The following is a 15,119-nucleotide window of genomic DNA, read 5'->3' as shown; positions in this document are numbered from 1 at the left end:
GCGGGGGAGGACGGCCACCCGCGAACACCCAGCGATCCGTGAAGACCCCGCGACCCGTGGAGGAGGTCCCGTGCGCCTGGCCGTCACGGTCGTCGACGCCCGCAGCGGCGAGCGGCGCGACGTCGTCGTCGAGGCCGACCCGCAGGTCCACCTCGGCGAGCTCACGCCCGCGTTCGGCCGGGAGGGGGCTCGGGTCTTCGTCGACGGTGCGGAACTGGACCACGGAACGCCGCTGGGGGAGAGCCCGCTGCGCGAGGGCGCGGTCGTCAGCCTGCACGACGCGAGCGGGTGCGTGCCGGCGGAACCGGCCGGGCTGGTGGAGCTGCGCGTCGTCGCCGGCGCCGGTGCCGGGGCCGTGCACCGCCTGGGCGTGGGCGAGCACCTCGTCGGCCCGCACGGTTCCGTGCCGGTGGCCGGGTCGGCGACGGTGCGGGTGTCCGTCTCCACCGCCGCGGCCGTCCTCGTGAGCGCCGTCGAGGGCACCGCCCGGCTGGAGGGCGAGGAGGTGCGCGAAGCGGTCCTGTGGGGTTCCAGGGACCTCGTCGACCTCGGTGGCGCCCTCCTCGACGTGGGCACCCCGACCGGCCCGGACGCGGTGCTGGAGAAGTCCGCCGGAACCGCCGACGACCTCGTCGGGCACGACTACAACCGCCCTCCGCGGATCCTGCCGCTCGAGCGCACCACGTCGTTCCGCCTGCCCGCCCCGCCCGGGGACGCGCCTCGCCGCCCCTTCCCCGTCGTCGCCGCCGTCGTGCCGCTGCTGATGTGCGCCACGATGATCGCCGTCACGAGCAACTACCGCTACCTCGCCCTCGGCCTGCTGTCGCCGATCGCCGTCGTCGCCAACGCCCTCGTGGACCGCAAGCACGGGCGCACCAGCCACCGCGAGCTCGTCAAGAGGTACGAGCGGGACAAGGCGGCCGTCGAGGCCGACGCGCGCACCGCGCTCGTCGACGAGCGGCGCGATCGCAGGCACCTGGCCGCCGACCCGGCGGAACTGCTGCTGACCGCCGTCGGCCCGCGAGCCCGCCTGTGGGAACGGCGCCGCCGCGACGACGACCACCTGCACGTGCGCCTGGGCGTGGCCGACCTGCCCAGCGAGGTGACGCTGGAGGACCCCGAGCAGCTCGAGCACCGCCGCACCGTCACCTGGACCGCGCGCCACGTCCCCGTCACCGTCTCCCTCGCCGAGCACCCCGTGCTCGGCATCGCCGGGGCGGAACCCCGCCGCACCGCCGCACGGCTGCTCGCCCAGCTCGCGGTGCTGCAGAGCCCGCGCGACGTGCAGTTCCACGTGCTCACCGGCCCGGAGGGCCTGCCGGCGTGGGAGTGGCTGCGCTGGGTGCCGCACGCCCGCGTCGAACCCGGCGGTGCCGGCGGGGTGTACGCCGGAACCGGCACCGAAACCTGGGCCCGCCGCGTCGCCGAGCTCACCGCCGCCGTCGACCAGCGCCGCCGGGCGCTGGCGGACCTGCCCGCCGGTGCCCGGCTGGAGGCACCGGACCTCGTCGTCGTCCTGGACGGCGCTCGCCGGCTGCGGTCCCTCCCCGGCGTCGTCAGCCTGCTCGCCGACGGCCCCGCCCTGGGGGTCCGGCTGATCTGCTGCGACGCCGACCGCCGCTCCCTGCCCGAGGAGTGCACCGCCGTCGTCACCGAGGAGCAGCGGCGCGCCGGGACCCGCCTGCGGCTGGAGCGCCAGCGGCACGAGACCGTCCGCGACGTCCTGGCCGACGAACCGGCGCCCGGGTGGGCGCCGCGCATCGCCCGAGCACTGGCACCGCTGCGCGACACCGGCGACGACGACTCCGGCGCCGCGCTGCCCGGCAGTTCCCGCCTGCTCGACGTCCTCGGCCTCGAACCGCCCTCGTCGAGCGCCGTCGCGGCGCGCTGGACGCTCGGCGGGCGCAGCACCGTCGCCGTCGTCGGCGAGTCCCTCGACGGCCCGTTCGGGTTCGACCTGCGCGCCGACGGCCCGCACGGGCTCATCGCGGGCACCACCGGTTCCGGCAAGTCGGAACTGCTGCAGACCATCGTCGCCTCCCTGGCGGTGGCCAACCGCCCCGACGCCATGACGTTCGTGCTCGTCGACTACAAGGGCGGGGCCGCGTTCAAGGACTGCGTGGACCTGCCCCACACCGTCGGGATGGTCACCGACCTCGACACCCACCTCGTCGGCCGCGCGCTGACCTCCCTGGGAGCGGAACTGCACCGGCGCGAGCACCTGCTCGCCGCGGCGGGCGCGAAGGACCTGGAGGACTACGACGACCTGCGCGAGCAAGCCGCCGCGAAACACACCGCGAACCTCGGCGCGCCGGCCCTGCCGCGGCTGCTCATCGTCATCGACGAGTTCGCCTCGCTGGCCCGTGAACTGCCCGAGTTCGTCACCGGCCTGGTGAACATCGCCCAGCGCGGGCGTTCCCTGGGCATCCACCTGCTGCTGGCCACCCAGCGGCCCACCGGTGTCGTCAGCGCCGAGATCCGCGCCAACACCAACCTGCGGATCGCGCTGCGCGTCACCGACGCCGGGGAGAGCTCCGACGTCCTCGACGCCCCCGACGCCGCGCGCATCCTCAAGAGCACTCCCGGCCGCGCCTACGTCAAGCTCGGGCACGGCTCGCTCGTGCCGTTCCAGGCCGGCCGCGTCGGCGGCCGCCGCCCCGGCGCCGCGGGGCAGCAGGTCCCCGCGCCGTGGAGCGCCCCGCTGCGCCCCGAGGACCTGGGCCTGCCCGCCCCGCGCCGCCCGCGCGCGCAGGCCGCCGAGGAGGACGCCGCCGCCACCGACCTGCGCGCGCTCGTCGACGCGGTCCGCGCCGCGAGCGAGGAACTGGGCCTGCCGCGCCCGGCCAGCCCGTGGCTGCCCGCCCTGGACGACCTGCTCGACCTCGCCGACGTGGCCGGCGCAGCCGGCGAACCGGCAGGCCCGCTGGCCGCCGCGTTCGGCGTGCAGGACCTGCCCGCGCAGCAGCGCCGCGCACCGCTGGAACTGGACCTCGAGCGCGACGGGCACCTCTACGTCGTCGGCGCTCCCCGCAGCGGCCGCTCGCAGGTCCTGCGCACCCTCGCCGCCTCGCTCGCCGCCCGGGTGCCGGTGGCCGACCTGCACCTGCACGGCCTGGACTGCGGTGGTGGCGCGCTGCTCGCGCTGAACGCCCTGCCGCACACCGGTGCCGTCGTCCAGCGCAGTGAGCCGGAGCGGGCCCTGCGCCTGCTGGGCCGGTTGCGCGAGGAGGTGCTGCGCCGGCAGGCCGAGCTCGGCGCGCTCGGCGTCGCCGACGTCACCGAGCAGCGCGCCGCCGCCGGGCCCGCCGGTGCCGACCCGTGGCCGCACGTGGTGCTGCTGCTGGACCGCTGGGAGGGCTTCCTCGGCGGCATCGCCGAGCTCGACGGGCAGGCGCCGCTGGAGACCGTGCAGCTGCTGCTGCGCGAGGGCGCGGGTGTCGGCGTCCACCTCGTCGTCGCCGGCGACCGCCAGCTGCTCACCGGCCGCACCGGCACCCTCGTGGAGGACAAGCTGCTGCTGCGCCTGACCGACCGCGCGGACGCCGCGATGGCCGGCCTGTCGGTGCGCCAGGTGCCCGAGGAGGTGCCGGCAGGGCGCGTGCTGCGCTCCGGCAGCGGCGTCGAGGCGCAGGTCGCCGTCCTCGGCCCCGACCCCTCCGGGCCCGCGCAGGTCGCGGCCCTGGCCGCGCTCGGCGAGCGCCTGCGCGAGCGGGACGCCGCCACGCCGCGGCACCGCCGGCCCTTCCGCCTGCAGAGCATGCCCGTGCGCCTGACGTGGGAGCAGGCCCGCGAGCGCGCTGACCTCGCCCCCGGCGGGCTGTTCGCCCTCGTCGGCGTCGGCGGCGACGACCTCGACGCCCGCGGGTTCGACCTGCGCGCCGGCGCGGGCACCGCGATCGTCGCCGGGCCGTCGCGCTCGGGGCGCAGCACCGTGCTGCTGACCGTGGCGCGCTCGCTGCTGGAGCAGGGCGCCGAGCTGGTCGTCGCCGCCCCGCGGCCCTCGCCGCTGCGCGAGCTGGCCGCTCACCCCGGCGTGCGCGCGGTGCTCACCGGCGACGACCTGACCGCCGCCGAGCTGGAGCCGGTCCTCGGCGAGGCCGCCGGGCCCGCCGTGCTGCTCGTCGACGACGCCGAGGTGCTGCGCACCTGCTCCGCCGACGCGTGGCTGGCCGCGTTCGTCTCCCGCGCCCGCTCCAGCGGCAGCGCCGTCGTGGTCGCCGGTGAGACCAGCGAGGTCGGTGCCGGGTTCTCCAACTGGCAGGTGCCGTTGCGCCGCAACCGGTGCGGGGTGCTCATCGCCCCGCAGGACGTGATGGCCGGCGACGTCGTGGGCGCGCGCGTGCCGCGCAGCGTGCTGGGCGCCGCGCCGAACCCCGGCCGGGTGCTGCTGCACACCGGCGACGGCGAGCTGGTGCCCGTGCAGGTGCCCGCCACGACGGTCCCCGGCGCGACGCCGCTCGACGCGGTGGAGCTCGCCCGCGCGTGAGCCGGCGCGCCGGTACGGTGGCTCCCGTGGTGCCCTCCTCGCGACCGGTCCTGCCCGAGGGGTCCGCCGGCGCCGACCCCGCCGGTGCGCGCGGTGCCTTCGAGGTCCGGCTCGAGAACTTCGCCGGGCCCTTCGACCTCCTGCTGGGCCTGATCGCCAAGCACCAGTTCGACGTCACCGAGGTGGCGCTGGCGCGGGTGACCGACGACTTCATCGCGCACCTGCGCGCCGCCTCGTCCGGTGAGGGCGACTGGGACCTCGACGAGGCCAGCGAGTTCCTCGTCGTGGCGGCCACCCTGCTGGACCTCAAGGCCGCTCGCCTGCTGCCGGCCGCCGACGTGGAGGACCCCGAGGACCTCGCCCTGCTGGAGGCGCGCGACCTGCTGTTCGCCCGGCTGCTGCAGTACCGCGCCTACAAGCGGGTCGCCGCCGTGCTGGCGGAGCGGTTCGCGCAGGCCTCGCGGCGGGTGCCGCGCGCCGTGGCCGTCGAGCCGCGCTTCGAGAAGCTCCTGCCGGACCTGGTCCTGACCGTCAGCCCCGAGCAGTTCGCGGCGATCGCCGCGCGCGCCCTGACGCCGAAACCGGTCCCCGCGGTCGGGCTGGACCACCTGCACGCCAGCGCCGTCAGCGTGCGCGAGCAGGCCGCGCTCGTGGTGGAGCGGCTGCGCCGCAGCGGCAGCCTGACCTTCGCCGAGATCACCGCCGACGCCGGCGAGGGCGAACTGGGCACCCTCGTGGTCGTCGCCCGGTTCCTGGCGGTGCTCGAGCTGTTCCGGGAGCGGCGGGTGCGCCTGGAGCAGCCCGAGGCGCTGGGAGCGCTGACGGTGCGCTGGGACGCCGGGGCCGCCGACGGCGCGCACGCCGCCTCCGGCGTGCTCGCGGGTGTCGACGAGTTCGAGGGCGCGCAGGCCGCGCCGGGGGGAGAACGGTGAACGAGCAGGTGCGGGAAACCGAGCACGACCCCGCCGACGACCCGGGGCGCCGGGTGCGCTCCGCGATCGAGGCCGTCCTGATGGTCGCCGACGAGCCGGTCGGGGTGCAGGCCCTGGCGCGCGCCACGGGCGAGCAGCCCGACGAGGTGGACCTGCTGCTGCGCGAGCTGGCCGGGGAGTACGCCGAGGCCGGGCGCGGTTTCGAGCTGCGCGAGGTCGGCGGCGGCTGGCGGGTGTACTCCCGCCCCGAGCACGCCGACGTGGTCGAGGCGTTCCTCCTCGACGGGCAGACCGCCAAGCTCACCCAGGCCGCCCTGGAGACCCTCGCGATCGTCGCCTACCGCCAGCCGGTCAGCCGCGCACGCGTGTCCGCCGTGCGCGGGGTGTCCGTCGACGGTGTCATGCGCACCCTGCTGACCCGTGGCCTGGTCACCGAGGCGGGCGTGGAGGCCACCAGCGGGGCGACCCTCTACCGCACCACCGACGAGTTCCTGCAGCGGATGGGCCTGGACGGGATCGACGACCTGCCGCCGCTGGCTCCGTTCCTGCCCGAGGACGTCGATCCCGAGGACCTGGAGCCGCGCGAGGTGCTCGCCCCCGAGCCCGGCGCCGCGCTCGCCGGGGCGGTGGCCGACGCGGTCGCCCCGGACGCCCCGGGGGTCCTGGCCGGGGAGGTCGGCGGGCCGCCCGCGGTGGGGGATGATGGGACCGAGCGCGCGAGCGCCGCGGACGACGCGGCGTCGGCGGCCCCGGGTGGACCGGCGGCCCCCGCGGCGCCCGACGACCAGCAGGAGGAACCACGATGAGCCCCACCGCGCCCCGAGGAGGAGGTGGCCGCCGCCAGGGCGGCACCGGCGGGCGGCCCGCGCAGGGCCGCGGCGGCAAGCCCGGTGCCGGGGGCAAGCCCGGCACCGGCGGCAAGGGCGGCGGCAAGCCGTTCGGCAAGCGCGCCGGTGACCAGCCCGGCAAGCGCTCCGCCGGCCGCGGCGCCGCCCGCCGCATGACCGACGACATCAAGCCGGCACCGGCACCGCCGCGCCGGGGCCCCGCGCCGTCCGTGCGCGGGGGCGACGTGCACGACCCCGAGGGCGTGCGGCTGCAGAAGTTCCTCGCCCAGGCCGGCGCCGGGTCGCGCCGCACCTGCGAGGAGATGATCACCGCCGGTCGCGTCACGGTCGACGAGCAGGTCGTCACCGAGCTCGGCGTGCGCATCGACCCGGCCCGCCAGGTCGTCCACGTGGACGGCCTGCGCTTCTCCGTGGACGACCAGCTCGTCTACATCATGGTGAACAAGCCCAAGGGCGTGGTCTCCACGATGTTCGACGAGCAGGACCGGCTGAACCTGGCCGACATGGTCGGCCCGCGCGAGGAACGGCTGTTCCACGTCGGCCGCCTGGACCTGGAGACCGAGGGCCTGATCCTGCTGACCAACGACGGGGCCCTCGCGCACCGCCTGCAGCACCCCTCCTTCGGCGTGCAGAAGACGTACCTGGCGGAGGTGCGCGGGCCCGTCAAGCGCGAGCTCGGCAGGAACCTGCGCGCCGGCGTGGAGCTGGACGACGGTCCTGCCACGGTGGACTCCTTCCGGCTGGTGGACTCCAAGCCGGGTTACGCGCTCGTCGAGGTCGTCCTGCACGAGGGCCGCAAGCACGTGGTGCGCCGCATGCTGGACGCCGAGGGCTACCCGGTGCTCAAGCTCGTGCGCACCCAGATGGGCCCGCTGGTGCTCGGCGACCTCAAACCCGGCAGGAACCGGCGCCTGACTCGCGGCGAGGTCCAGCAGCTCATGGCGGCCGTGGGGCTGTGAGCGCACCCGGGCGGCCGTCGCCGGCCGCGGTCTCGGTACGGTGAGCGGCGTGTCGGTGCGGGCGGTCCGGGGTGCGGTGCAGGTCGACGTCGACGAGCGCGAGGTCGTGCTCGCCGCGACGCGCGAGCTCGTCACCGAGGTGGTGCGCCTGAACGAGCTGTCCCCGGACGACTTCATCAGCATCCTGTTCACCTGCACCTCCGACCTGGTCAGCGAGTTCCCCGCCGTGGCCGCGCGCGAGCTCGGCATGGGGGACGTGCCGCTGATGTGCGCGCGCGAGCTCGAGATCGACGGTTCGATGCCGCGGGTGATCCGCCTGATGGCGCACGTGGACACGCCCCGCGCGCGCGCCGAGGTCCGCCACGTCTACCTGCGCGGCGCGCAGGCCCTGCGCCGCGACATCGCCCAGTAGGCCCCGGTGACCCTGGACGCCGCCGCACCGGCCCGCACGAGCGGGACGGTGCGCATCGTCGGCACCGGCCTGCTCGGCGCCTCCGCCGGGCTGGCGCTGTCCCTGCGCGGGGTCGACGTCGTGCTCAGCGACGTCTCGCCCACCGCGGTGGCCTTGGCCCGCGACCTCGGGGCCGGTCGGCTGCCCGCCCCCGGCGACGACCCGCGCCTGGTGCTGGTGGCCGCCCCGCCGGACGTGGTGGCCGACGTCGTGGCCGCCGAGCTGGCTTTACACCCGGACGCCGTGGTCACCGACGTCGCCAGCGTCAAGGGCGGGCCGCTGGCCGCCCTGCGCGCCGCCGGCGCGGACCTGACCCGCTACGTCGGGGGGCACCCGATGGCCGGGCGCGAGCGCGGCGGGGCCGTCTCGGCGCGCGCCGACCTGTTCGCCGGCCGCCCCTGGGTGGTCTCGGCGACCGGGGCGGTGCAGCGCCGGGCCGTGGCGCTGGTGCACGACCTCGCCCTGGACTGCGGCGGGGTGCCGGTGGCGATGCCCGCCGACGAGCACGACGAGGCGGTGGCGCTGGTCTCGCACGCCCCGCAGGTCGCCGCCAGCCTGGTGGCCGCGCGGTTGCGCGAGGCTCCCGAACCGGCCGTCGCGCTGGCCGGTCAGGGCCTGCGCGACGTCACCCGCATCGCGGGCAGCGACCCGGCGCTGTGGGCGCAGATCCTGACCGCCAACGCCGGTCCGGTGGCCGACGTCCTGGAAGCGCTGCGCGCGGACCTCGACGCCGTGGTCGCGGCGCTGCGCGCCCTGCAGGCCGATCCGCAGGCGCCGGGGGCGCGGGGGCGCCTGGCCGGCCTCGTCGCCGCCGGCGGCGCCGGCCGCGACCGCATCCCGGGCAAGCACGGCGGGGCGCCGGCCCTCTACGCGACGGTCGTGGTGGTGGTGCCGGACCGCCCCGGCGAGCTGGCCCGGCTGCTGGGCGACGTCGGTGCCGCCGGCGTGAACCTGGAGGACCTGCGCCTGGAGCACTCCCCGGGGCAGGCGGTCGCCCTGGCCTCCGTCGACGTGCTGCCGGCCGCGGCCAGGCCGCTGGCGGAGGCGCTGCGGGCGCGGGGCTGGACCGTCCCGGCCTCCTGAGCCGCGCCGGTGCTCCCAGCCCCCGGCGTGGTGCACGGGGTCGGTGCGCCGGTGCCGGGTCGACTAACCTCGTGCGGTGCCCACCTCTCCCAGCGGTCCCGTCGCGCCCGCCGACACCCCCTCCGCCGTGACCGGCGCCGGCACCTCCGCCCCGCCGCCGGGCATCGTCGTGGCCGTCGACGGCCCCTCCGGTTCCGGCAAGTCCAGCGTCAGCCGGGCCGCGGCCCGCGCCCTGGGCGTGGCGTTCCTGGACACCGGGGCCATGTACCGGGCCGTCACCTTCTCCGCCCTGCGCGCCGGCGTGGACCTGGCCGACCCGGCCGCCGTCGCGGCCCACGTGCGCACCGCGGCGCTGTCGGTGGGCACCGACCCGCAGGCCCCCTCGATCGCCGTGGTGGACGCCGACGGCACCGAGACCGACGTGACGCAGCAGGTGCGCGGGGCGGAGGTGACCGCCGCGGTCAGCGCGGTCGCCGCCGTGCCCGCCGTGCGCGCGGACCTCGTGCTGCGCCAGCGCGCCCTGATCGAGGCCGCCTGCGCCGCACCGGCGCCCGGTGCCCGGCCCGGCGTCGTCGCCGAGGGCCGCGACATCACCACGGTGGTGGCCCCGCAGGCCCACGTGCGGGTGCTGCTGACCGCGGACGAGGCGGTGCGCCTGGCCCGGCGCGCGCAGCAGGACCTCGGCGCCGCCGACGTCGCCTCCGTGGAGGCCGTGCGCCGCTCGGTGTCCGAGCGCGACCGCGTCGACGCGCGCACCACCGCCTTCACCGCGGCCGCCGACGGCGTCCTCACCCTGGACTCGACCCACCTGGACTTCGAGGGCACCGTGGCCGCGCTGCTGCAGCTGGTGCGCGAAGCCACCGGGGAGGGCGCGTGAGCGCCGCCGCCCCGGCCGGGGCGGTCGCGGTCCCGCGCGCGGGCAAGCCGCAGGCGTGGACGAAGGGCATCGGCCGGTTCCTGGCGCACGTGGTGTGGAACGCCACCGTCCACGGCGCCGAGAACGTCCCGGCGACCGGGCCGGTGCTGCTGGCCTCCAACCACGCCTCCCTCACCGACGGCCCGCTGCTGTACGGGGTCGCCCCGCGCGACGTGGCGTTCCTGGTGAAGAAGGAGATGTTCGGCGGCGTCGTCGGCTGGGCGCTGCTGCGCGCCGGGCAGATCCCCATCGACCGCAGCCACGGCGACCGCGACGCGCTGCAGACGGTGCTGCGCGTGCTCGCCGAGGGCGGCGCGGCCGGGGTGTTCCCCGAGGGCACCCGCGGGCGCGGCGACGCCGCCTCGGTGCGCTCGGGCATCGCCTGGATCGCGCTGCAGTCCGGTGCGCCCGTGGTGCCGGTGGCGTGCCTGGGCGCCCACCGCCCCGGCGAGCGCAACCGCACCGCACCACCGCCGCGGCGCCGGCTGCACTACTGCTTCGGCGAGCCGTTCACGGTGGTCAAGGAACCCGGCGTGCCGGGCCGCGCCGCGCTGTCGGCGGCGGTGGAGCAGGTCCGCGACAAGCTCTCGGCGCACGTGCTGGACAGCATGCGCCGCACGGGAACCCCCCTGCCAGAGGACCAGGACGCCGCCGCCGAGCTGGGCCTGGGCGAGATGGCGTCCGACGACGTGACCGGAGGTCACCGGTGAGCACACCCGACACCCCGAACGAGATGGACGCGGCCAGCGAGATGGACGCGGGCGTCGAGGGCGCCCTGCGCGCCGGCCTGGAGGACTACGAGCTCTCGCCCGAGGACGTGGCGCTGCTCGGCGACGACGGCGCCGGCGGCCCCGAGGACGCCCCCTCCGGCCCGCTGCCGGTGCTGGCGGTCGTGGGGCGCCCCAACGTGGGCAAGTCCACGCTGGTCAACCGCATCATCGGCCGTCGCGAGGCGGTCGTGGAGGACGTGCCCGGCGTGACCCGCGACCGGGTCTCCTACCCGGCGAACTGGGCCGGGCGCGACTTCACCCTCGTCGACACCGGCGGCTGGGAGCGCAAGGTCGAGGGCCTGAACCTGGCCGTCGCCGAGCAGGCGGAGATCGCGATCGACCTCGCGGACGCCGTCGTGTTCGTCGTGGACGCGACCGTCGGCGCGACCTCCTCCGACGAGCAGGTCGTGCGGCTGCTGCGCCGCTCGGGCAAGCCCGTGGTCCTCGTGGCGAACAAGGTCGACGGCCCGCGGCAGGAGGCGGACGCGACCGAGCTGTGGCGCCTGGGCCTGGGGGAGCCGTTCCCGGTCTCGGCGCTGCACGGGCGCGGCACCGGCGACGCCCTGGACGCCGCCGTGCGGCTGCTGCCGGAGGTCTCCGCCGTGGGCGGCGCCGAGCCCGTCGGCGGTCCGCGCCGCGTGGCGCTGCTGGGCCGCCCCAACGTCGGCAAGTCCAGCATGCTGAACAAGCTCGCCGGTTCCGAGCGGGTGGTCGTGCACCCCACGGCGGGCACCACCCGCGACCCGGTCGACGAGCTCATCGAGCTGGGCGGGCGCACCTGGCGCTTCGTCGACACCGCCGGCATCCGCCGCCGGGTGCACCTGACCAAGGGCGCGGACTTCTACGCCTCCCTGCGCACGCAGGCCGCGCTGGAGAAGGCGGAGGTGGCGGTCGTGCTGCTGGACGCCAGCGAGCCGCTGACCGAGCAGGACATCCGCATCGTCTCGCTGGTCGTGGAGTCCGGGCGCGCGCTCGTGGTGGCCTACAACAAGTGGGACCTCACCGACGAGGAGCGCCGCCACTACCTCGAGCGCGAGATCGAGAAGGAGCTCGTCCAGATCCCGTGGGCGCCGCGGGTGAACGTCTCGGCGATGACCGGCCGGCACCTGGAACGGCTCGTGCCCGCCCTGGACACCGCCCTGGACTCCTGGGACACCCGCGTGCCCACGGGGCGCCTGAACAGCTTCCTGGGGCAGGTCGTGGCCGCCCAGCCGCACCCGGTGCGCGGCGGCAAGCAGCCGCGCATCCTCTTCGGCACGCAGGTGTCGACGCGGCCGCCGCGGTTCGTGCTCTTCGCCAGCGGCTTCCTCGAGGCCGGTTACCGCCGCTTCCTGGAACGGCGGCTGCGCGAGGAGTTCGGTTTCGAGGGCTCGCCCATCGAGGTGAGCGTGCGCGTGCGGGAGAAGCGCAAGCGGTGATGTAAGGTTGTCACCGGTTCGCCGCCCGGGAACGGGGGAGCGGGCCATCGGGCTGTGGCGCAGCTTGGTAGCGCACTTGACTGGGGGTCAAGGGGTCGCAGGTTCAAATCCTGTCAGCCCGACAGTGAGCAGCACGACGGAGGGTCGGTCCCGCGAGGGGCCGGCCCTCTCGCCGTTCCCGGGCGGTTCGCCTAGCCTGGAGCGGGCCAGGAGCACGACGACGAGCCCCGGGACGCCACCGTGACCACGACCGCACGAACAGCCCCCTCCTCCGGCCGCGGACCGCGCGACGGGGTGGCGACCGCCTCCGTCGTGCTGGGCCTGGCGGGTGTCGCCACCGCCCTCGTCCCGCGGCTGCACGTGGTGGCCCTGTGCCTGGCGCTGCTCGGCGCCGTGGCGGGGATCGCGGCGGTGCGCCGGGCGCGGCGAACGGCCGCCGCCGGGTTGGCCCTGTCCGTGGCCGCAGCCGCGGTCGTCGTGGTCGTCACGGCCGAGGCGCGCGGCGACGTCGTCGACGACCAGCCGGAGCCCGGCCCCGCCGGGCCCGGGATCAGCGCTCCGCCCGCCGAGGGGGGAGCGGCCGGCACGCGGCCCTCCGGCTCCCCCGAGGGCATCGCGGTGACCGGTTGCGGCGACGCCGGCGCCTCCGGGGCGGCCACCGCGACCCTGGAGGTCACCGGCACGGCCGAGCGCTCCGGTGCCTTCGCGGTCGTCGTGGAGTGGATGGACGCCGCCGACGCCCAGCTGGGTCGGGGACGGACCGTCGTGGAGGACCTCGCGCCGGGGGAGACGAGGACCGTGCAGGTGCTCGGCGAGGGCGTCTCCGGTGCGGTGGCCTGCCGGGTCCTGGAGGTGACCGGGGCCTGAACGGGCGGCGGGTGGTGCGGCGAGGTTGACAGCCCGCCCCCGCACCGGGCACGGTGGCGCCACGACCATCCAGAGCGGCCGAGAGACCTGGCTCGACGACGCCGCAGCAACCCCCCTCCCGCAGGGCGTGGGTGCTTCCGCCAGGGCCGATGGAGGGCACGCGATGACGCAGGACCGCACCACAGAACTGCACTCCCGGCGGCACATCGACCTGTGCCGCCGCGGTTCCGCCGCCTGTCGCTGACAGCCCGCAGAACCCGCCCGGACCGCGGGGTGCGCCCCGCGGACCCGGGGCGCACCCCGCCCGCCCGGAACCCCCGCGCCGCCCCGACCGGTCGAGCGCGGGAAACCGGTACGGCACCACACCACCACCGCACCCGGCCGCCGCACGGCGGCCGTCGAACCCTCGTCACGCCCTGGAGAGAACACGCATGTCCAGCACCACGTCCGGCACCGCCCCCGTCGACACGACCGAGCCGAAGTTCTCCGAGTACGCCCACCCCGAGAAGCTGGTCAGCACCGCCTGGCTGGCCGAGAACCTGGGCAGCGAGGGCCTGGTCGTCGTGGAGAGCGACGAGGACGTCCTGCTGTACGAGACCGGTCACATCCCCGGCGCGGTCAAGGTCGACTGGCACACCGAGCTGAACGACGAGGTGACCCGCGACTACGTCGACGGCGCCGCGTTCGCGGACCTCCTCTCCCGCAAGGGGATCCGTCGCGAGGACACCGTCGTCATCTACGGCGACAAGAGCAACTGGTGGGCCGCGTACGCCCTGTGGGTGTTCACGCTGTTCGGTCACGAGGACGTGCGCCTGCTGGACGGCGGCCGTGCCAAGTGGGCCGCCGAGGGACGTGAGCTGACGACCGAGACCCCCCAGCGCGAGCGCACCGAGTACCCCGTCGTGGAGCGTGACGACAGCCGCGTGCGCGCGTTCGCCCCGGACGTGCGCGAGCACCGCGGCGGCCTGATCGACGTCCGCTCGCCGCAGGAGTACACCGGTGAGCGCACCCACATGCCCGACTACCCGCAGGAGGGCACCCTGCGCGGCGGGCACATCGCGGGCGCGGCCAGCGTGCCGTGGGCGAAGGCGGCGAACGAGGACGGCACGTTCAAGGACCGCGCTGCGCTGGAGGAGATCTACTTCTCCGGCGCCGGGCTGACGCCGCAGACGGACACCGTCACGTACTGCCGCATCGGGGAGCGTTCCAGCCACACGTGGTTCGTGCTGACGCACCTGCTGGGCCTGGAGAACGTGCGCAACTACGACGGCAGCTGGACCGAGTGGGGCAACGCGGTGCGCGCCCCCATCGTGGTCGGCTCCGAGCCTGGCGGGATCGGCGCCGCGAAGCGCTGAGCAGGCCGACGTCGAGGGGGCGGGGCCCGGTGGGTCCCGCCCCCTCGACGCGTCTCAGGCCCCGTGGGGGGCGAGGGCGTCGACGACCTCGCCGACCACGACGACGGCCGGGGCGCGCACCCCCGCGGCGCGCGCCACCCGGGCGAGGTCGGCCAGGGGCGCGGTGGTGGTGCGCTGCCGCGGGCTCCAGCCGTCCTGCACCACGGCGACCGGTGTGGCGGGGTCGCGACCGGCGGCCAGCAGCCCCGCGGCGAGCCGGTCCAGGGCCGCCACGCCCATGAGGACCACGAGCGTCCCAGCCAGCTGCGCCAGGGCCCCCAGGTCGTCGCCGTCGAGGTCCTCGTGGCCCGAGACGACCGTGACGCAGCGCGCGGCCCCGCGGTGGGTGACGGGGATGCCGGCGGCGGCGGGAACGGCGAAGGCGCTCGTGACGCCGGGCACCACCTCGACCTCCACCCCCGCCGCGCGGCAGGCGAGGACCTCCTCGCCACCACGCCCCAGGACGTACGGGTCGCCGCCCTTGAGGCGCACGACGGTGCGCCCGGCGAGAGCGGCGTCGACCAGGACGCGGTTGATCTCCTCCTGCGGCACGGGGTGGTTCCCGGAGGTCTTGCCGACGTCCACGACCTCGACGTCCGGCTCGAGCTCGTCGAGGACACCCGTGGGGGCCAGCCGGTCAACGACCACGACGTCGGCCTCCGCCAGGCGCCGGCGCCCGCGCAGCGTCATGAGCTCCGGCTCGCCGGGCCCACCGCCGACCAGGACGACGCGGCCGGCGCGGGGCCGGTGCCGCCGCAGGGGCGCTCGACCGGAGTCCAGGAGGTGCCCCAGGTGCACCGCCAGCGCGCGGGCGCGGGCGGTGTCCTCGCCCGCCTCCACCGAGAGCACGACGTCGTCGCGGCGCACGACGGCGGGTTCCACCGCCGTCCCGCCCGCCGGGGGGGGGGGGGGGGGGGGGGGGGGGGGGGGGGGGGGGGGGGGGGGGGGGGGGGGGGGGGGGGGGGGGGGGGGGGGGGGGGGGGGGGGGGGGGGCG

The 15,119-nt window shown here is 76.8% G+C and carries 11 protein-coding genes, 1 tRNA gene, 1 pseudogene and 1 riboswitch; of the genes and pseudogenes, 12 read left to right on the top strand and 1 reads right to left on the bottom strand.

Annotated elements, in window-relative coordinates:
- The first annotated feature begins 70 nt into the window (after positions 1 to 70).
- From ACRYR9_RS10250 to ACRYR9_RS10195, 12 genes and pseudogenes are all read left to right on the top strand, one after another.
- Positions 71 to 4,486, top strand: a complete 4,416-nt coding sequence (locus ACRYR9_RS10250) for an FtsK/SpoIIIE domain-containing protein (protein ID WP_432497986.1) — start codon at positions 71 to 73, stop codon at positions 4,484 to 4,486.
- Positions 4,487 to 4,512: 26 nt separating this feature from the next.
- Entirely contained in the window at positions 4,513 to 5,418 is a 906-nt protein-coding gene (locus ACRYR9_RS10245; RefSeq protein ID WP_432497984.1) for a segregation and condensation protein A, read from the top strand.
- A gap of 80 nt (positions 5,419 to 5,498) precedes the next feature.
- Positions 5,499 to 6,023: pseudogene (gene scpB, locus ACRYR9_RS10240) on the top strand (SMC-Scp complex subunit ScpB); the annotation flags it as partial.
- 197 nt (positions 6,024 to 6,220) lie between these two features.
- Positions 6,221 to 7,225 carry a pseudouridine synthase gene (locus ACRYR9_RS10235; protein ID WP_432497982.1) on the top strand — a complete coding sequence of 335 codons (1,005 nt, stop codon included), beginning with the start codon at positions 6,221 to 6,223 and terminating at the stop codon, positions 7,223 to 7,225.
- A gap of 49 nt (positions 7,226 to 7,274) precedes the next feature.
- Entirely contained in the window at positions 7,275 to 7,637 is a 363-nt protein-coding gene (gene aroH / locus ACRYR9_RS10230; RefSeq protein WP_432497979.1) for a chorismate mutase, read from the top strand.
- A 6-nt stretch (positions 7,638 to 7,643) separates the two neighbouring features.
- The gene (locus tag ACRYR9_RS10225; RefSeq protein ID WP_432497977.1) at positions 7,644 to 8,759 is read left to right on the top strand and encodes a prephenate dehydrogenase; all 1,116 of its coding nucleotides are present in this window, start codon (positions 7,644 to 7,646) and stop codon (positions 8,757 to 8,759) included.
- Between the two features lie 76 nt (positions 8,760 to 8,835).
- Positions 8,836 to 9,636 (top strand): (d)CMP kinase, encoded by an 801-nt coding sequence (gene cmk, locus ACRYR9_RS10220; RefSeq protein ID WP_432497975.1) that lies wholly within the window; start codon positions 8,836 to 8,838, stop codon positions 9,634 to 9,636.
- A complete protein-coding gene (locus tag ACRYR9_RS10215) occupies positions 9,633 to 10,385 on the top strand; it encodes a lysophospholipid acyltransferase family protein (protein ID WP_432497973.1) in 753 nt (250 codons plus the stop codon). The genes cmk and ACRYR9_RS10215 overlap by 4 nt, the downstream gene beginning before the upstream one ends.
- A 23-nt stretch (positions 10,386 to 10,408) precedes the next feature.
- Positions 10,409 to 11,863 (top strand): ribosome biogenesis GTPase Der, encoded by a 1,455-nt coding sequence (gene der, locus ACRYR9_RS10210; protein ID WP_432497994.1) that lies wholly within the window; start codon positions 10,409 to 10,411, stop codon positions 11,861 to 11,863.
- Between the two features lie 48 nt (positions 11,864 to 11,911).
- Positions 11,912 to 11,985 (top strand) — tRNA-Pro (locus ACRYR9_RS10205).
- A 118-nt stretch (positions 11,986 to 12,103) separates the two neighbouring features.
- Positions 12,104 to 12,730 (top strand): FxLYD domain-containing protein, encoded by a 627-nt coding sequence (locus ACRYR9_RS10200; RefSeq protein ID WP_432497970.1) that lies wholly within the window; start codon positions 12,104 to 12,106, stop codon positions 12,728 to 12,730.
- A 62-nt stretch (positions 12,731 to 12,792) separates the two neighbouring features.
- Positions 12,793 to 12,886, top strand: a riboswitch (SAM riboswitch).
- Between the two features lie 275 nt (positions 12,887 to 13,161).
- Positions 13,162 to 14,085, top strand: a complete 924-nt coding sequence (locus ACRYR9_RS10195) for a sulfurtransferase (protein WP_432497968.1) — start codon at positions 13,162 to 13,164, stop codon at positions 14,083 to 14,085.
- A gap of 54 nt (positions 14,086 to 14,139) precedes the next feature.
- Here the strand turns inward: ACRYR9_RS10195 and cobA are convergent, their stop codons facing one another.
- Positions 14,140 to 15,006, bottom strand: coding sequence for a uroporphyrinogen-III C-methyltransferase (gene cobA / locus ACRYR9_RS10190; protein WP_432497965.1), 867 nt, complete (start codon positions 15,004 to 15,006; stop codon positions 14,140 to 14,142).
- Between the last annotated feature and the right edge of the window lie 113 nt (positions 15,007 to 15,119).

It is taken from the genome of Kineococcus auxinigenes (assembly GCF_050871525.1).
Classification (GTDB): Bacteria; Actinomycetota; Actinomycetes; order Actinomycetales; family Kineococcaceae; genus Kineococcus.
Note: the sequence above shows the minus strand (reverse complement) of the source record. Positions and strands in the feature narration are given on the sequence as shown.